The sequence below is a fragment of the Sulfidibacter corallicola genome, from assembly GCF_017498545.1.
Taxonomy (GTDB): domain Bacteria; phylum Acidobacteriota; class Holophagae; order Acanthopleuribacterales; family Acanthopleuribacteraceae; genus Sulfidibacter; species Sulfidibacter corallicola.
This window is the reverse complement of record NZ_CP071793.1, coordinates 11,061,112-11,078,145: the sequence shown is the minus strand read 5'-3', so window position 1 is coordinate 11,078,145 and position 17,034 is coordinate 11,061,112. Positions and strand designations below refer to the sequence as shown.

At 59.4% G+C, this 17,034-nt stretch carries 13 protein-coding genes; 7 read left to right on the top strand and 6 right to left on the bottom strand.

The features are described from left to right. The first annotated feature begins 223 nt into the window (after positions 1-223). Positions 224-730 carry a DUF2062 domain-containing protein gene (locus J3U87_RS32805; RefSeq protein ID WP_237380064.1) on the top strand — a complete coding sequence of 169 codons (507 nt, stop codon included), beginning with the start codon at positions 224-226 and terminating at the stop codon, positions 728-730. Beyond that, positions 727-1,494 (top strand): hypothetical protein, encoded by a 768-nt coding sequence (locus J3U87_RS32800; RefSeq protein WP_237380062.1) that lies wholly within the window; start codon positions 727-729, stop codon positions 1,492-1,494. The genes J3U87_RS32805 and J3U87_RS32800 overlap by 4 nt, the downstream gene beginning before the upstream one ends. Positions 1,495-1,681: 187 nt before the next feature. Here J3U87_RS32800 and J3U87_RS32795 read toward each other — a convergent pair whose 3' ends face one another. Beyond that, positions 1,682-1,855, bottom strand: a complete 174-nt coding sequence (locus J3U87_RS32795; RefSeq protein ID WP_237380060.1) for a hypothetical protein — start codon at positions 1,853-1,855, stop codon at positions 1,682-1,684. Between the two features lie 128 nt (positions 1,856-1,983). On the opposite strand from J3U87_RS32795, the gene thrC reads away from it, so the two are divergent. The 3 genes from thrC to J3U87_RS32780 all read left to right on the top strand — a co-directional run bounded on the left by thrC (position 1,984) and on the right by J3U87_RS32780 (position 4,969). Further along, positions 1,984-3,039, top strand: a complete 1,056-nt coding sequence (thrC, locus tag J3U87_RS32790; RefSeq protein WP_237380058.1) for a threonine synthase — start codon at positions 1,984-1,986, stop codon at positions 3,037-3,039. Between the two features lie 4 nt (positions 3,040-3,043). Then, a complete protein-coding gene (gene thrB, locus J3U87_RS32785; RefSeq protein WP_237380056.1) occupies positions 3,044-3,949 on the top strand; it encodes a homoserine kinase in 906 nt (301 codons plus the stop codon). A gap of 150 nt (positions 3,950-4,099) precedes the next feature. Beyond that, positions 4,100-4,969: a metallophosphoesterase family protein gene (locus J3U87_RS32780; protein WP_237380054.1), complete on the top strand. Its 870-nt coding sequence runs from the start codon at positions 4,100-4,102 to the stop codon at positions 4,967-4,969. 120 nt (positions 4,970-5,089) lie between these two features. On the opposite strand, the gene J3U87_RS32775 is transcribed toward J3U87_RS32780, so the two are convergent. Further along, on the bottom strand, positions 5,090-5,872 hold the full coding sequence (locus J3U87_RS32775; RefSeq protein ID WP_237380053.1) for an SDR family NAD(P)-dependent oxidoreductase: 783 nt from the start codon (positions 5,870-5,872) through the stop codon (positions 5,090-5,092). Positions 5,873-6,650: 778 nt separating this feature from the next. Between J3U87_RS32775 and J3U87_RS32770 the strand changes: the two genes are divergently transcribed. Beyond that, positions 6,651-7,841, top strand: coding sequence for an acyl-CoA dehydrogenase family protein (locus J3U87_RS32770; RefSeq protein WP_237380051.1), 1,191 nt, complete (start codon positions 6,651-6,653; stop codon positions 7,839-7,841). 294 nt (positions 7,842-8,135) lie between these two features. On the opposite strand, the gene dxs is transcribed toward J3U87_RS32770, so the two are convergent. Both dxs and J3U87_RS32760 read right to left on the bottom strand, forming a co-directional pair. Next, positions 8,136-10,118, bottom strand: a complete 1,983-nt coding sequence (dxs, locus tag J3U87_RS32765) for a 1-deoxy-D-xylulose-5-phosphate synthase (RefSeq protein WP_237380049.1) — start codon at positions 10,116-10,118, stop codon at positions 8,136-8,138. 122 nt (positions 10,119-10,240) lie between these two features. Further along, entirely contained in the window at positions 10,241-11,641 is a 1,401-nt protein-coding gene (locus tag J3U87_RS32760) for an adenylate/guanylate cyclase domain-containing protein (protein WP_237380048.1), read from the bottom strand. A 73-nt stretch (positions 11,642-11,714) separates the two neighbouring features. On the opposite strand from J3U87_RS32760, the gene J3U87_RS32755 reads away from it, so the two are divergent. Continuing rightward, positions 11,715-12,167 carry a hypothetical protein gene (locus tag J3U87_RS32755; RefSeq protein ID WP_237380046.1) on the top strand — a complete coding sequence of 151 codons (453 nt, stop codon included), beginning with the start codon at positions 11,715-11,717 and terminating at the stop codon, positions 12,165-12,167. A gap of 33 nt (positions 12,168-12,200) precedes the next feature. On the opposite strand, the gene J3U87_RS32750 is transcribed toward J3U87_RS32755, so the two are convergent. Together J3U87_RS32750 and J3U87_RS32745 are read right to left on the bottom strand one after the other, a co-directional pair. Continuing rightward, positions 12,201-15,818, bottom strand: coding sequence for a ubiquitin carboxyl-terminal hydrolase (locus J3U87_RS32750; RefSeq protein ID WP_237380044.1), 3,618 nt, complete (start codon positions 15,816-15,818; stop codon positions 12,201-12,203). 36 nt (positions 15,819-15,854) lie between these two features. Further along, positions 15,855-16,340, bottom strand: coding sequence for a type III secretion system chaperone (locus J3U87_RS32745; RefSeq protein WP_237380042.1), 486 nt, complete (start codon positions 16,338-16,340; stop codon positions 15,855-15,857). Positions 16,341-17,034 lie beyond the last annotated feature (694 nt).

Sequence of the window (17,034 nt, the reverse complement as noted above, 5' to 3'; positions counted from 1 at the left end):
GGGGGTCGCGAGCGCCCGAGTGGGCCTCAAAGATCTGAGGGCGTTGATTCGCTCGCAACCTGGCTGCCGGAGCCTGAATTCACGCTCAGCCTGAGGCCCGAATCGGCGACCCGGAATCGGCCCGTTTCGGGTTGGACATATATATGGTATTGATGCTGGCTCCCCTGTCGGTAAGCTGCTATCATGGGCGGTCGATAAACGGCTTGGATTCGGCCATTTCTTTATGAAAATTTTCACCCGCGCAAAGGAAGCTCTGCTTCTTTCCGACACCAGCCCCAAGGTTACCGCTCTTTCGATGGCCGTTGGGGTCGCCCTCGCATTCAGCCCCTTTCCCGGTTTGCAGTTTATTTTCGCGATCGTGCTCACGCATTGGCTTCGGCTAAACTCCATGGTCGTGATCGTCGGCATTCTGGTTCACAACCCTTGGACCTTCTTTCCCATTCACCTGAGCGGGATCGTGGTCGGCGATCTGGTGTTGTACCGCAAGATGCAGAGTATGGACGCCTTCCGTGAATTTCCATGGCACGAACTCGGTCTGCGAACCACGTTCAGTAGCGAGTTCTGGCAGGAAAACGGCTCCTTGTTTCTCAGTTTCCTGCTCCCTTTTTTCTGGGGGCACATGATTCTGGCCGCCCTCATGGCGGTGTTGTCCTATTACTTGACGCTCAAGTTTTTAAAGCGAAATCCCACTTTCGACGACGAAAACGGTAAGGTGGAATCTACATCATGAGTCCTGCATGGGTTACTTTGGACGACCTGCCCATTTATGAAGAAGATCTCTTCCTGGAGGCCGGAATCGAGCTGGTGCCGCTCGCCAAGGCCCTGGTTCAATGCAATCACACGCGTTTCACCCGTTTCCCGCACAGCAAGGGAATCGCGCGAATCGTCAACTTGCTCGAGTGGGAGGCACACGCCTATCACGAGTTTCTCGACGGCGACGGCATTTTTGCCGATCAGGTCGTGCACGTGGCCATCCATCAGGCCGTCGACAAGATGACCGGCGGACGTCATCCCGAGAACATGTTGCTGGCGGAAGCCCTGGCCAGCAGCTCCGATGTGTATTTGATCGGTTTGCTCAGTCGCGCCGGCTGCGAGACCGATTTCATGGCGGAAACCCTTGAAAGCCTGGGTAGTTATTTCGAAATGTATGGAGAGGGTGAATCCCAATTGGCCGCATTTTTGGAGCGGGTGCTGGCTCGGCCTTTCGAAACCATGGTGGCGGTAGCGGACTACCTGTACGAGTTCTGTATGCCGCTCCTCTATCCTGATTCGGTCTCCGAGATGGCCGCGCAGTTGCGTGAGTTGGAGAGCCAGCCGTTCTATCCGCTGATTCATCACTACAACACGACCAACTGGGTTTTGACGATTCGCGGCACCTACCCGCAGTGGTACCCGGATTCCGGCGGCACGGCCGAGGTCCGCAAACAATTGTGTGGTGACGAGGCCCATTTTCTGGCCGCGTTTCGCGAGTTGGTACTGGATCTTCGCGCCTGACGAGGGACGCCCGAGCGATCTCGGTTCGATTCATCGGGATTGGGGAAGTCATGGGTTTCCGAGGACGAACCGGTTTGTGGTTTCCCACGTATCTGGCCGGCTCTCATCGGGCCAGTCGACGTAGCGCCGAATCTCCGTGATTCCATTCGACCTGCCAGGGTTGTCAGGCTTCTCTATTTGTACTAGGTTAGTGCCCATCCAGGAACGAGATGTTCCGGTCGTCCTTCGGGCTTGGGCCGAATACCCGCACATCGGTACCGCGCTCGATGCCGGTATTTCGGTTCCAACCGCCGTTCTTTTCGGATGGACGCGGCGTGAACTTCCTGGCGCTGTCTGCATGGCTCGCGTTCGACGCGTCCATGCGGTTCTCTTTTCCTGCATGGCGTACGGCGAAGGGCCGATCGGTCTCGAATTCGCCGGTGATGCACTACCGTACCAGCCCGATTTGGGTTGAGTAACCGCAATGATTTCTTCCACATGAGGTGAGCCATGGCAGGCTTGATCGAACGTTACCGCGAGTTTTTACCCGTTACCGACCAGACCCCGGTCATTTCCCTCGAAGAAGGCAATACGCCACTGATTCCCGCGCCTCGCTTGTCCCAGGCCGTCGGAGCGGACGTGTATCTAAAGTATGAAGGAGCCAACCCGACGGGATCCTTCAAGGACCGCGGGATGACCATGGCGGTGTCCAAGGCCGCCGAACACGGCGCCAAAGCCGTCATCTGCGCTTCCACCGGCAACACGTCGGCATCCGCCGCGGCCTACGCGGCCCGTGCCGGCATGCAGTGCATCGTCCTGATCCCCGAAGGCAAGGTCGCCTTGGGTAAATTGGCCCAGGTCGCCTTGTCCGGCGCTTCCATCGTGCAGATCGAGGGCAACTTCGACCAGTGCCTCGACATGGTGCGGTACCTCTCCGAACATTATCCTGTCGAGCTGGTCAATTCGGTGAATCCGTTCCGTATCGACGGCCAGAAGACGGGCGCCTTCGAAATCGTCGATGCGCTGGGCAATCCGCCCACCTATCAGGCGATGCCGGTAGGCAATGCCGGCAACATCACCGCCTACTGGGCCGGTTACAAACTGTATCGCGACGTGGGTAAAACCGGCGCGTTGCCCACGATGTTGGGTTTTCAGGCTGCCGGTGCCGCACCGATCGTGCACGGGGCGCCGGTGACGCATCCCGAAACCGTGGCGACGGCGATCCGCATCGGCAACCCCGCGAGCTGGAAGCAGGCTGAAGTGGCGCGCGATGAATCCGGCGGCACCATTCAGGCCGTCACCGACGAGGAAATCCTCGAAGCCTACCGCTTCCTTTCTTCCAAGGAAGGTGTGTTCTGCGAGCCGGCTTCGGCGGCAGGCGTCGCCGGCATTTTGCGGTTGGGTAAGGAAGGTTTTTTCAAGGCGAGCGATTCGATCGTCTGCATTTTGACCGGCAACGGTCTCAAAGATCCCCAGACGGCCATGCGGTTTTCTGAGGAGATCGCCGTCATGGCGCCCGATGGACGGGCGCTGGCGGAACATTTGAGCCTGCAGCCGGTGGGGTGAGTCGATGGAAAATTTTCGCGTTTCCGCGCCGGCTACTTCCGGCAATCTGGGGCCGGGCTTCGACGAGCTCGGCCTGGCCTACGACCTGCGCCTGGAAGTGGTCGCCAAACGCGCCAAACATTTCGAAGCCCAAACGGTGGGGGAGGGCGCCGAAGACCTTCCCACCGATGGCAGCAACCTGATCCTCGCCAGCTATCGCGAGATGTGCAGCGCCTTGAACGTGTCCGCACCGCCGCTGTCGATCGAGGTACGCAACCCGATCCCGATCTGCGGCGGGCTGGGCAGTAGTGCCACGGCGCTGGTGTGCGGCATGGCGCTCGCCTATCGGGTACACGGGCGCGAGGTCGACCGCGAGTCGATCTTTCAGCGTGCGGCCGCGGCGGAGGGCCATCCCGACAATGTGGCGCCCTCCGTTTTTGGCGGGTTGAACCGTTGCGGCGGCCAGGCCTGGCATTTCACTTCCGCTCGCGTGCCGATCCACCCGGCGATTCGGGTGCTGTTGGTGACCCCCGACGCCAGGGCCGATACCGCCACCATGCGCGAGGCGCTGCCTTGTGCCTGGCCGGAGGAAGATCGGCACGCCAACATGGCCCTCACCGAAAATCTGGTGAAGGGCCTGGCCGAAGGCCAACCCGAGGGGCTGGTCTGTTCGCAGCAGGATCGCCTGCACCAACCCTATCGGTTTCCGTTGCAGCCCAAATCCGAACGCATCTTCAAGTACCTGTGTGACCACCCCCATATTGCCGGATCCTTCCTGAGCGGCTCGGGGCCCACGGTGGCCGGCTGGGTTTTGGACAAGCCCGACCTGACCGCCGAGACCTTTCGCGGTTCGATCGAGGGGCTCGTCGGACCGGTTCGGATCTGGATGGTGTCGGTCGACCACGAGGGACTTCTGGTGGGCACGGGCTGAACGTTTGGTCGGGGGTTGTCCCGGACACTTCGAGCGCCCGAACATCACGGTTTCCGGTGCCGCGGGGGCGGACTCGCACCTCGCGGCGCGCGGTGCTAAAATGCCCCTTTCATCCGGGGACCACGGGATTCCGATTGATAGGAGCGGGCTTTGCGCGTACTTGCCATCAGTGATCTACACCTCGATTTCAAAGACAACATGGACGCGTTGCGCAAGATGCCGGCCTTTCCCCAGGATTGGCTGATCACCTGTGGCGACCTCTGCACCAGCGAGGCCCACCTGCGCACGACGCTGGACATTTTGGTGCCGCGTTTCAAACGCGTCTTCTGGGTGCCGGGCAATCACGAACTCTGGTCGAGCGCACCGGTCGCGGGCGGCCCCCTCTTGCGCGGCATGGCGAAATACCGGCACCTGGTGGACGTCTGCCGCGAGTACGATGTCCTCACGCCCGAAGATCCCTACGTCACCTGGACCGGGCCGGGCGGGCCCTGCCGAATCGTGCCGCTCTTCCTCGGCTACGACTACAGCTTTCGCCCCGAACACGTGGCCTTCGAGGACGCTGTGGCCTGGGCCATGGAAGACGGCGTGCTCTGCTCCGACGAGAAATTGATCAATCCGGAGCCCTACGAATCCATGCCGGCCTGGTGTCGTGCGCGCCTCGGATACAGTCTCGATCGGTTGGAGGCGATTGCGGACGGCACGCCCACGGTGTTGATCAATCACTTCCCGTTGCGCCGCGACCTGGTCCGCCTACGCCGCATTCCTCGGTTCACCATCTGGTGCGGCACCCGCGAAACGGAAACGTTCCACCTGGCCTATGAAGCCAAGGTCGTGGTCAGCGGCCATTTACACATGAGGGCCACCGATTACCGCGATCACGTGCGATTCGAGGAGGTTTCCCTGGGGTATCCGCGGGATTGGCTGCGCGATCGAGGCGTGGCCGCTTATTTGCGCGAAATTTTGCCGGGTCCCACCGATCCGCCGCCGAAAGACGCGGGGCCGATCTGGCGTTTTCGCTGAGCGTCTTCCTCGATCGGCTTCACGGTTGCAGCAAATTGGCCCGAGTGAATGGGGTGAAACCCGAAGCCGGCACACGCGAGCCCTACCGGGCGAATGTGGCGCGCTCGCGTGCAGGTCGCCTCAGGGTTGGCGCTCCCAGTAATCGTGGTGTTCGGCGTCGCGGACGTCCCATTCCTTTTCGGCATAGGCGTCGTCGTCGACGTCGAGCAACAGCCATGACAGGAACTTGGCCACGAACTCCGGTTGTTGAAGCTGGTTGTGTTCCTTCAAATCCAGGAACCGCTGCAAGGTGGGAAACACGTCCCGATCCGCGGTGCGCACCACGTCCTGCATCGGCGTATCCACCACACCGGGACGAACGCTGCCGACCCGGATGCCCTGATCGCGAATTTCCTTGTCCAGGCAACGCCAGATCATGTTGAGGGCCGCTTTGCTGGTGCAGTAGGCGCCCCAGCCGTGATAGGCGTTGTGGCCGGCACCGGACGACACGTGCAGAATGCGCGAGCCTCGCGTCATGCGCGGCAGAAGCGCCTGGGACAGGAACATCGGGCCGTCCAGGTTGACCGCCATGTGGTATCGCCAATCTTCGAGACGTACGTCTTTGAGCAGTGCCACCGGCTCCAGGACGGCGGCGTTGTGCACCAACATCGCGAGGGTTCGATCCGCGGGAAACGCATCTACCACGGCACGGCGTCCCTCCTCGCTGCCCACATCGGCGGCGACAACGTGAATGTGCTCCGGATCGGCGGCTCGAGTCTTCTCGAGTGGCTCCATTCGGCGCCCCACACCGAGGACGTGGATTCCCAGCTTGGACAGGGACCAGGTGAGCGACTGGCCGATGCCGCTACCGGCGCCCGTCACGATTGCCCAATGCTTCAAACGAAAAGCGCGATCATTTCCCATGACACCTATCCTCAACATGAAATGGATGAAAGGAGTTCCAAGCGGAAGCTTGGCGGGGTCGTCCTGAAAGAGGTGAGAGGTCCGAGAAAACGTGCAGGACGACCGTATCGGAGATCAGTCGTTCCTCGGGGTTCTATTTTAGCCCGAGCCAAGGAGAAAAGAAAAAGCGGATCTCGATTTTCAGACATGAATAGGCAAGGCGTTGAATGAGAACGCTTTAAGGATGCCAGTCAAACCTGGACGCGGCGGGGACCCGGCCGGTGATCGAGTCCAGGACGGGTGAGTCGGTTCGCCCGACCGACGTGGTTTTCCGTGTCACGTGTGGGCCGGCTCGTGAAGTTGCGGGAATCCCGCAGAAACCAAATTGGAAGCGATTAGGATTTTAGACGAGTGTAAGACGCTGATTGTGGTCGCGAGAGGGCGGGGTGAGACTTCCATCAAGGCCTTGATCTGAATTCGGAAAATAGACTATTGCCAACAATCCGAGTTTTTCTAACAAATAAAAAGTGGTATTATTTATGGAAACAAAAACAGCTTGCCGAAAAAGCGGCATGGCATGAGCACTTAAGGAATACATTGTTGGGTAAAGTAAGCGAAAGCACGGAATGCGCCTGATTGCATGACCAAACTCTAGTTAAGCCAACCCTGCGGTTTGATGTGTGGATAGCCACCATGCCTCCCTTCGGCGGGCGTTTTTCAAATCCGTTTTCCAAGTGCACCCAGTGCCGCCTCACGGCCATTTGCTCCAGGTAAATCATGGACACAAAGGAGGAGCCGAATGCGTATTGACCTCGAGCTGACCGAGAAACAGCGAGAACTGGTGAAGATGGCGGAAGACCTGGCGCAGGTCTTTTCCGTGAACGCTTCCGAATACGATCGTGAAAACCAGGTGCCCATCGGCAATTTTCGCTTGTTTCGCCAATCCCCACTTTTGACGCTCTCGATTCCGGAGCGGCTGGGCGGCCTTGGTGGCGCCCTGGTGGATTGGACTCTGGTGGCCGAGGCCTTTGGCCGTGGATGCACCGCGACCGCGCTCGCCTGTCACATGCACGTGGCCGGCATCGGGCTCCTGATGGACAGCCCCAATACGGTTCCCGATCGGCGCAAATGGATCGCCGACGTGGTGGTCAACCAGCAACGGATCATCAGCGTGGGCATTTCCGAACCCAACACGCTCGGCATGATCAGCAGTACCTTCACGCCCGAGTTCTCGGCGCGCCGGGTGGAGGGCGGTTATCTCCTTTCGGGTGAAAAGAGTTTCGTCACCAACATCGAGGGCAGCGACATGGTGTTCATCTACACCAAACTCGTGAACGGGCCGGCCCCGTTCGGCGGCATTTTGTTGCCCACCGACAACGAGGGCATTCAGGTGGAGCGATGGTGGGACACCATGGGCATGCGCGCCACCCAGAGCCAAAAACTGATTTGCGAAGATGTCTTCGTTTCCGAGGACTATCTGGTGCAGACTTCGGAACAGTTCCTGGCCGATTTTTTCGCGTCCAAGTGGCTGGGCGGCGCCAACGCCGTCTATCTGGGCTTGTTGAGCGCGCTCTACGACGCGGCCCGCGAACTGTTGTGCCACAAAGTGCCGAAAGGCTATTCCCAACCGGTGGCTTTTCACCCCGACATCCGCCGTCGTGTCGCCGAGATGTCGATGGAAGTGGATACGGCCCGGCTGTTCACCTACCGGGCGGCCTGGTACTGTGACCACAACGATTCGGGTCCCGAGGCCATCGAGCACCTGCTCAAGGCCAAGTACGCGGTGGGAGAAGGGGTGCGCCGAACCGCGAACCACGTGGTCAACGCCTGTGGCATGCGGGGCATGTTCAAATCCGAACCCCTGGAGCGCATGATTCGCGACGCCTGGACCGCGCCCGTCTTCCCGCTCAGCAGCGACGGGTGTGCTTCGATGCTGGGCCTGTTGGCCATGGAGCTCAATCCGGAAGAGGCGGTGGACCCTCTGGCCTGAGAGGGCCTCGTTCAGGGCGACCCACCTTTGCAGGAGCCGCCTCCGACTATCGGGGGCTCGATCGGGCTCGATGCCTGGTGCCCCATGGGCGCCCATCCGGAAACAGGATTTTTTTGAAAGGGTTGCCCTGGTTCGACCGGGTTCCCAATGCGGGTCGCTATCGACATCCAGGTATCAGGCGTCAGCTAACTATCTGTGAACAAGTGCCTTGTTGAAACCTGACACCTGATACCGTGCCCGTCCAGCTTTTCCACTCTGGGCGTCGCAAATATGCCGTATCTGGATGGGCGCTGACTAATGCGTCGCGGCCGGTCTCGGCGCCTTGGTCTCGTGTGGCTGCTCCGTCTCCGCGTGGGCTCGGTGCAGACCCAACCGTTCTTCGATTCGTTTGACGAGGGACGGCACGTCCAAACCGGCCATGGCCAGCGCTTCCACCCGTTGTCCGTGGTCGATGAACCGGTCTTCGATCGCCAGGATTTCGAGCTTGGTGGTTTCGTAACCTTTGGCGTTGGCGTGTTCCAGCACGGCCGAGCCGAATCCGCCGGCGCGGTTGTGGTCTTCGAGCGTGAAGATGACCGGTTGGCGGTCGAACTCGCGGCCCAAGACGGAGTCGTCGAGGGGCTTGGCGAAGCGCGCGTTGACGACGGCGAGATCGATACCGTAGCGGCTGTAGATTTCCGTGGCCACGTCCAGCGCCAGATACACCATGACGCCATAGGCCAGAATGCAGCCGTGGTTCCCGTCGCGCAACTGTTCCGACTGACCGATCTTGAAACTCATGGTCGGCAGCTCGGCGTTTTCGAGCGGTGTGCGCGTGCGCGGGAAGCGAATCGCGGTGGGGCCGTCGTGGTTCATCGCCAAGCGCATCATCTGGCGCAGCTCGCTGCCGTCGCGCGGGGCCATGACCACCATGTTCGGGAACATTCGGCAGTAGGTGATGTCGAAGACGCCGTTGTGGGTGGCGCCGTCGGGGCCGACCACGCCGGCTCGATCGAGACAGAACATGACCGGGGTGTCGATCAGGGCGACTTCCTGGAAGATTTGGTCGATCGCACGCTGCATGAAGGTGGAGTACACGGCGCAGATGGGTTTCTGTCCCACGAGGGCCAGGCCCTGGGCCATGCCGACCGCGTGCTGTTCGGCCATGCCCACGTCGTAGCAGCGATCGGGAAACTGTTCCTTGAACTTGACCAGGCCGGTGCCTTCCAGCATGGCGGCGGTAATCGCGCATACGGTGGGGTCGTCCTCGGCCATTTTGATGGCCTCGTCGACGAACACTTCGGTAAAGGAAGGGCCGCCTTGGCAGCTATATTCGTTGGGTAGATGGGCCGTGATCTTTTTACTGGGTTTGCCGGCGTGGTACGCCAGCCGGTCCTGCTTGTAGGAGTAACCCTTGCCCTTGGTGGTGATGCAGTGCAGGACGACGGGGCGGTTGAACGATTTGCAGTCTTCCAGCGCTTCCAGCAGCGTCGGCAGGTCGTGTCCGTCGATGGGGCCGTAATAGAAGTAACCCAAGGCTTCGAACAACACGCCCGGCGCGATCACCGGAACCAACCCGTGGATGCCGGACTTGACGCGGTCGACGACGTCATAGGCCAACTTGCCTACGAACGGCGAGGCGCTTTCCATGACTTTGGTCAGGCGTTTGAAATTGCCTTTGGCCGTGCGGTAGATGGTGCCCGAACGAACCTTCGAGAAGTACTTCATGAAGGCGCCGACCGAAGGGCCGATGCCGTGTTCGTTGTCGTTCAGCACGATGATCAGCGGGAGATCGTCGAAGACGCCCGCATAGTTGAGCGCTTCGAGGGCCGAGCCTTCCTGCAGACCGGCATCGCCCAGCATGGCCACGACCTTGCGCCCGTCGTTGATGCCCGCGTTCTTGAGGCCCACCGCCATGCCGACCGCGGTATTCAGGCTGGTGCCGCCGTGGCCGGTCTTGACGCGATCGTACGGCGATTCCTTGGGATCGGGGAATCCGGAGAGGCCGTTCTTCTGGCGGATCGAACCCATTTGGTCGCGACGGCCCGTGAGTATTTTGTGAGGGTAGCACTGATGGCCTACATCCATGATCAGGTGATCGCGCTCCTTGAATTCGAACAGGTAGTGAAGCGCGATGGTCAATTCGACGACACCCATTCCAGAGCCGATATGGCCGCCGGTGACATTGGTGAAATTCTTGATGAAGTTCCGAATTTCTTCCGCCAGTTGGGGCAATTGTTCCCGCGAAAGGGTTTTTAAATCCTGGGGATCGTCGATCTGGTTTAGGAGCTCGATCATGTAGGCAACACCTGTCAGCGAAATTTCGCCAAAGTCTCCTATTATTACCATTACTTGGCACTTGCCGCAACCAGGCATGGACTTCGACGAGGCTTGGCCCCCAGTGCCGGGGGTCGATCCATTTATAGACTGGGCGCGTTTCGAAGGGTGGAAGTGCCGCAGCGTTCCACGTAGAGTTGCGCGGCCCGATCCGCGGGGTTGATCCGACAAATCCTCGAAAACAAGTCATGTGCGCGATGGTATCGACCCTCGCGAAAGAGGTGGATGGCTTCTTGAAATTCTGACAGGGTTTTCCGCTTCAGGGAGGCGACGGGCTCCGGATCCGCGTCGAAGGCCTCGTAGATCGTCACCGGTTCGTTCTTGCCCTTGACGACCAGGCGATCCAGGAGGCGGAGCTGGTAATGATGGGGATCCTTCAATTGGGCGTGGGTCTTGCCGGTAATCAGGCAGCCCGAATCGAAGATTTTGGTGGCGCTCTCGATGCGCGAGGCCAGGTTGACCGATTGGCTGATCACGGTGTGATCCATGCGGTTCTCGCCGCCCACGGTGCCCAGCATCAAACTGCCCGTATGCAGGCCGATGCCGATGCGGATCGGCGGGTACCCCGCCCGGGCACGGCCCTCGTTGTAGGGGGTCAAGATGCGCAGCATGTGCAGCGCCGCGCTGAGGGCGGCATCGGCGGAGTTGGGGAAGAGCGCCATGATGGCGTCGCCGATGTACTTGTCGATGAACCCGCCGTGCTCGCCGATGATGGGTTCCATGCGGCCGAGGTAGGAATTGATGAAGCGGAAGTTCTCGCGCGGTGTCATCAATTCGGAAAGCTGGGTGAAGTCGCGAATGTCGCTGAACAGCACTGTCATTTCCCGTTCGATCTGGTCGCCCAGCTTGACTTGGGTGATGCTTTCCTTGTGCAGGAACGCCAGGAATTGATGGGGCACGAAGCGGCTGTAGGCGGTGATCAGGCGTTGCAGTTTTTGATTGGTGAGCTCCAGTTCGCGGATGTCCTTGAAACTGCGCAAGGCGACCAGGACCGTATTGAAAAGCTTCTGCGCGGTCAGTTCCGTCTTGGTCTTGTAATCGTTGATGTCGAATTCCTGGATGATCTGGGTTTCGGGCGCATAGCCTGGCTGTCCGGTGCGGAGCACGAGCCGCATGTGTTTGTTCCCCAGGTCTTCGCGAATGTGCCGCACGAGCCAGAGGCCCGCATCTTCGCGCTCCATCACCACATCGATCAGCGCCACCGCGATGTCGTCGCGAACGCCGAGGATTTCGGCGGCTTGGGCGGCGCTGTAGGCATTCACGAATTGGAGCCCGCGATCCGAGAACCGCGTTCCGGAAAGGGCCAAACGGGTGACCTGGTGAACGTCGGGTTCGTCGTCCACGATGAGGATCGTCCACGGCGCCGCCTGTTCTTCCTCCGGCTCATCGTTTTCCTCCACAAAAGAGAGGCTGTCGTTCATGGCGTCGTCCGGGATTTCCGGTTTGTCCTCGAAAGGATATGGCGCATGAAGCGAATCGGCCATGGAGGTGTGCTCCGTGGAGTGGCGGTGACCGGGATGGAGCGACGGCGAAACGGTGACTCGCGAATCACCGAGAGTGAGTGATGTAGAAAATCCCTTCGTTTGGAGGAAGACGAAACGGAAAAGAAGTAGCCGTGGTGCATTAAATCCTGGTTTGATTTGTTATAGCACAATCGTGGATGGTTTCCCAGTTGAACAAAAATTCGAACAACTGGATGATAGGCGGCTAAGTAATTTTTGGCGAGCCGGTTTGAGCATTTCGGTCACCGGGTTTTTCGGCGTTTCACCGGCGTTTGGTGGACCGATCGTTTCCTTCGGGGATGCGGTTTTTGGTTGCGCAATCGAGCGGGATGCTTGGTGCATGGCCCGGAAGAGGTCTGAGGGGCAAGGGAATTTCACGACCCTGGTCACCCAGATCGCGGATGTCGCATCGGATCTGTCTCTCCCAAGCACTCGCCAAAGTATATGGACCCTGCAACCCACACTTAAAAAAGGCGGCGGCCGCCACCATGGCAACCGCCGCCCCTGAGCGCTTACGCGTCGTCAGGACTTGGCCTGTGCATCACTCGCGCACATAGGTGAACATGTAGCCATGGTTCTTTTGGGACTGGTTGGCGGCGCTGAGGTGGTCCGGTGTCTGGATCGAGGACACCGACGAGTCGTCCCGATGTTCCCAACTGCCGCTGTTGGGGTTGACCGTCAAGGCCGTGTAGTGACCCGAACTCAGGGTCGCCCCCTCGTGGTTCACCACCGCCTTCAGGTTGTACCACTGACCGTTGATCTTCAGCCGGTTGGGCGCGTCCACCTCGTGCTCGTCCTTCCGGATGCCGTCGCCACGACGAAGGGTGAAGGTCACGGCCGGCGGATTGCCCTGAACCGTGATCGTCCGGGCGGCCCGGCCTTGAATGACGTTGCCTTGGTGTACCGCGCGCACGTCGTCGATCTGCTCGGTATTTTGGAACGAGTCAATGGCGTCCTGCAGCGTGTCGATGTCGCCAAGATGGTTCACGATCGGCAGCTCGACGATCGGATCCATCTGATGCTGGGTCATCGAACCGTGAACCAGGCTGGTGTGGTCGTGGACGTCGAGGTCGGCTCGGATCTGCGCGTTGTGAAGGTTGCCACTGAAATCGGTGACGATCTGCTGGTTGAGGGACATGGCGTTGGTGGGATCGAACAGCGGAATCAGCTTTCGGAAGATGACCTCGTTGGGATCCTGCTGGGCGCTGCGTGCCGTCAGGCCGCTGCGCAGCGCCGCCAGGGACGGGGCCGGCAAGAGGTGGTAGTGATCCATATCGGCCAGGAGGTCGTTGATGGTCGCACGATCCACCGCGCGTCCGGCCCGCACGTCTTCCATGACGTTCCAGATCTTGGGGCCGATCGTTTGCACGGCCGCCCACGCGGTGGGTCGACCCACGTAGTTGGCCTGGTTGTAGTTCACGGGGTTGAACAGTTGGCGATAGGGCTCGACCACCGACAACATGTTCAGGCCGGCAGCCAGGTAACAACTGTTGCCCGTGTTGCTGATGCCCTTTTGGGAAACGGAGCTGGTGCGGTCCAGGGACAAGCTCTTGCCTTTGAACTTGATCCCCGAGCTGTAGAAGCTGCTGGAGAACGTCTTCGAAGTGTCCTTGGCGATTTGGAGGTTCACGAACTCCTGTTCCCGTTTGGGCAGCGTGGCGATCCGGTCCAGGGTTGGTTTGCTCAGCTTGCCGTTCTTTTTCATTTCCTCGCGGCCCGCGTCCACCACGCTGTTCATTTCGGTGGAAAACAGGCGGATCATCTTGTCGAAGGTTTCGCGGGCAGCCTTGCCGTCCAACTTCGAGACCGAGGTGCCGAACTCGACGGCCAATTGGTTCCATTGTTTGGTACTGCCCGTCCCGGTCATGAACTGCTGGCGAGCCTCGATCTTCTCACCGATGTCGTTCAGCGCGAAGTTGAGCTGATCCTTCAGGTCGGCCTTGGATCGCTGTACCGCCTTGTTCAGGGTCGCGATGACCTTGACCAGGGATTCGGGTGGATCGGATTTGGGCAAAAGTGCCGTGAGGGCATCGCGGTAGTCGGCCAACTCCATTTGGTAGAGGGGCATGACCGTCTTGAGGTGACTCATTTTTCCGACTTTGAGGTGGTAGTCGCTCAGGATCTGGCCAGCCCGATCCTTCAAGGGGCCCAACAGGCGACGCGCGTCGGACGTGACGCCGACCTTGTCGCCAAAAGCCTCGCCGATCGCTTCGGTGAGTTCCGAGAGCGCTTCCCGTATTTGGAAGCGCTGTTCGAGAATCATCTGATTCTCCGTGGACAGCGCCAGCTCCTGGGGCCATGCACGGCCTACGATCGGAAGGTCGTCGTCCTTGGAAAAATCGATGAGCGGCGCTTCGGTGGGAAGTTCGTCGATCTCGTGTTCGCGAAGCGCGTCGAAGTTGTCGCTGATCTCCTGGGAAATCCGGGCCTGGGTCGCCCAGGGACCCACGAAATCGTTGATGAAGTCCTCCCGGGAAACGCCCTTGGGTTGGTGCTTCGAACAGAAATTGTCGACGATCGCCTGACGGGTTTTTTGATTCGGCATGTCCACGTCTTCGGGCAGAAAATCCTCGTTGCCCGTGTGGAACGCATAAATCGACAGCAACTCGTCGGCGCGATCCTTATAGCTGGCCTTCTCGATGAAGCCCACCTCGCGCAGGCTCGCCTCCAACTTGGTGATGGCCTTTTCCCCGACGCCCTGGCTGCGCAGGTGTTGGGAGTTCGGCGGGTTTTTTCCTCCGGAGGTGGCCCAAGGCTGCAGGAACTTCTCGAGGTCCTTTTCGGTGGCACCCGAGGGAAGGAACTTGTTCAGCAGGTCCTTGCGTTTCTTGGTCAGGTACTTGCCCGCCGGCAGGCGCTCGCCCTTTTCCAAGACGCTCGTGTCGTTGGACAAAATCGCGTAGAGCTTGCGCGCGTCGGAAGAGGGGACTTCCTCGGTGAAGATGTCGATACCCGGGATGTTGGCATCGGGAACGCCCAGCTTCATGCGCAGATCCGAAACCGGCACCACTTCACCCCAATTTTGCGGTTGTTTCTCGATGGAACCGTCGGTGTAGGTCTTGAGCGATCCCGGCAGGGCGTATTGGCGCATGAGCTCCAGCGATCGCGGGTTGACGATGCCATACTGATTGGCTTCGTAGTGTTTGTCCACGCTCATGTCCTTGCCGGTTCCACTGGAATTGTGTTCCGTGATGGCGTCCGCCGAGATTTGGTTGGCAACGCTCAACGGCAGGAGGAAGGAACGGATCAACGGCTGGTTCTGGTCTCCCTTGATATCGCCCGACCGGCTGTAGTTCTCCAACCATTTCACCTGGCGTTGGGGGCGTCCCATGCTGACCCACAAGGTACTTTCGTCCTGGTTCTTGTTGCCGGTGTGGATCAGGATCCTGCCGTCCTCGTCCTGACCGAAATCTTTGTAGCCGGGTTTGGAGGCGGTCAGGGCGTCGCTGTAAACCGACATGTAGACCGGTGTGTAGGGCGTGTCCCCGATCATCACGATTTCCGCGATGCCGCGGTTCATGACGTGTTCGTCGTTCGCCCCGGTCTTGCTGGGCCCCAGGTATCCCCAGCCGGGCGCGCCTACCTGGCGATCGTGCCGGTCGATCGCGTCGTGTGCGTGTTCGCGAACGTGTTTCGGAATGTAGAACGGGAGACCGTTGACCATCTCGCGCAGGTCGTTGAGGATCTTTTGCCGGCCCGGACCCTCGAAAGGCTGTACCATTTTGTTGATCTGGTTTTCCAGGCGTCGCTGGAAGCCCTTGTCTTTCAGGTAGGCCACCTTGTCACGAGGGGCGGTGCCCAACATCCCGCGGAACTCTTTTTTCAAGGGACTCACGTAGGCCCTGTCGGCTTCCTTGATGACCTGTTTGATGGTCGCCGAGGTCAGGGGTTGGCTTCGGTTCTCGTTCAGGTGATATCTGCCGATCAGGCGTTTCGCCAATTTGGTGCCGTAGTCCTTCTTGAGGGCCGCGACGAAATCGGCACGAACCGCGCGGTTCTGGGCCCTCATTTCGCTTTGGACGCCCTTGTTGTTGTACCAACTCAGGGCATACTGTTGCCAAGTTCCGCCGGGTCGGGAAGCCAGGTTGCCGCTCTCGTTGACGATTCGGGCGGAATTGGTGTTCATGACTTTTCTGAATGCATTGACGTTCAATGTCATCTTTTCGCTCCTTTGATGGAAGTGGTGGCCTGCGGGTCAGGCCATGAATTTCGGATGGAACATGACCGATTGCTCGGGCGTCTCGAGTGGACGCGGTTCCGGAGCGGCCGGCTGTTCTTCGGGTTCGTCGGAAAGTCTCGGCTCCCAATGGGTGGCCACGTCCATGAACCGTTCGAGGAACTGGCTGAAGAGTTGGCCGTCCAACTCCGCGAGGGGCGCCTTGGCGGTCAGCACCACCTGTTCGTGCTGCCGATCCCAGGCGAAGGCCATGTCGAGGGTGTCGGGGAACAGGTTTTCGGCCAGCAGTTCGGTGAACATCTCGGCGCGACGTTCCGGGTCGACCGAGCCCAAGGCACTCGAAACGGCCACGTCTGCGCCGCCCTCGCGAACCCCGATGTGCAGCACGAAGGTATCGTCGAGGCCGATGGTGCAGATGCCGTCTTCATCGCAGGCCAACTCGGGAATGCCGACCATGGTTCCGAACTCGCCGAGGAGTTCGTTGAAACGCTTTTTTATATCCATGTTCTACTCCAAATGATGGGGCCTCCGTGCCATCGAAGGTCACGCGTCTTCACGGAGGCCGTGGATTTTTTCGTTGTGAAACACACCGACACACTTCGGGCTTGGTGTGGGGAAACACCCAACGCGAGAACCCTGTTCAAGTCGCCGCATTTCAATAAAGTGAGTATTGGTGCCGAAGGAATCGGTCACCCTGTTCACTACGTCGATATCAATGATGGATGCGAACCGTGGTACACCGTTTTTCGGGGAAAGGATGATAAGTGTCAGTATGTCTGAGTATGTTCGTTCCATACCGGGAAGCCTGACACACCGAAGTGATTCACTCGCGAAGCGTTCACGAATGACAGGTCGCTCATCATTGTTTCGAGAATATCTACGGCAAGATTGTGGAGAAAACGTGGAGATTTATTAGATCTAGGAAAAAATATGGAGAAAAGTTAATTTACGTATCCAGATACGTGATTCTTTTCACAGTTTGGTCGGCTGTCTAGATTTCGGAACGGTCGCCTCTTCCAGTGCTTGGCGAACCTTAGTAACTCGTCTCTCGAACGGTCTGCGTTTCTCCCTGAGTGGGTCGATTGAACGAAAGGCCCGGTCTTGACGGTCGATCGGAGGCTCGGCCGCGGGCTTTTGTGACTTTTTTGGCAATGTGCGTCAAAATCGGGAAAATACGTTGACAGACGTGTCAATCTCT

What these genes read in the sequence shown, in the direction of transcription:
- J3U87_RS32805 (WP_237380064.1), top strand. Translation starts at nt 224, where the DNA reads ATGAAAATTTTCACCCGCGCAAAGGAAGCTCTGCTTCTTTCCGACACC.
- J3U87_RS32800 (WP_237380062.1), top strand. Translation starts at nt 727, where the DNA reads ATGAGTCCTGCATGGGTTACTTTGGACGACCTGCCCATTTATGAAGAA.
- J3U87_RS32795 (WP_237380060.1), bottom strand. Translation starts at nt 1,855, where the DNA reads ATGGACGCGTCGAACGCGAGCCATGCAGACAGCGCCAGGAAGTTCACG.
- thrC (WP_237380058.1), top strand. Translation starts at nt 1,984, where the DNA reads ATGGCAGGCTTGATCGAACGTTACCGCGAGTTTTTACCCGTTACCGAC.
- thrB (WP_237380056.1), top strand. Translation starts at nt 3,044, where the DNA reads ATGGAAAATTTTCGCGTTTCCGCGCCGGCTACTTCCGGCAATCTGGGG.
- J3U87_RS32775 (WP_237380053.1), bottom strand. Translation starts at nt 5,872, where the DNA reads ATGGGAAATGATCGCGCTTTTCGTTTGAAGCATTGGGCAATCGTGACG.
- J3U87_RS32770 (WP_237380051.1), top strand. Translation starts at nt 6,651, where the DNA reads ATGCGTATTGACCTCGAGCTGACCGAGAAACAGCGAGAACTGGTGAAG.
- dxs (WP_237380049.1), bottom strand. Translation starts at nt 10,118, where the DNA reads ATGATCGAGCTCCTAAACCAGATCGACGATCCCCAGGATTTAAAAACC.
- J3U87_RS32760 (WP_237380048.1), bottom strand. Translation starts at nt 11,641, where the DNA reads ATGGCCGATTCGCTTCATGCGCCATATCCTTTCGAGGACAAACCGGAA.
- J3U87_RS32750 (WP_237380044.1), bottom strand. Translation starts at nt 15,818, where the DNA reads ATGACATTGAACGTCAATGCATTCAGAAAAGTCATGAACACCAATTCC.
- J3U87_RS32745 (WP_237380042.1), bottom strand. Translation starts at nt 16,340, where the DNA reads ATGGATATAAAAAAGCGTTTCAACGAACTCCTCGGCGAGTTCGGAACC.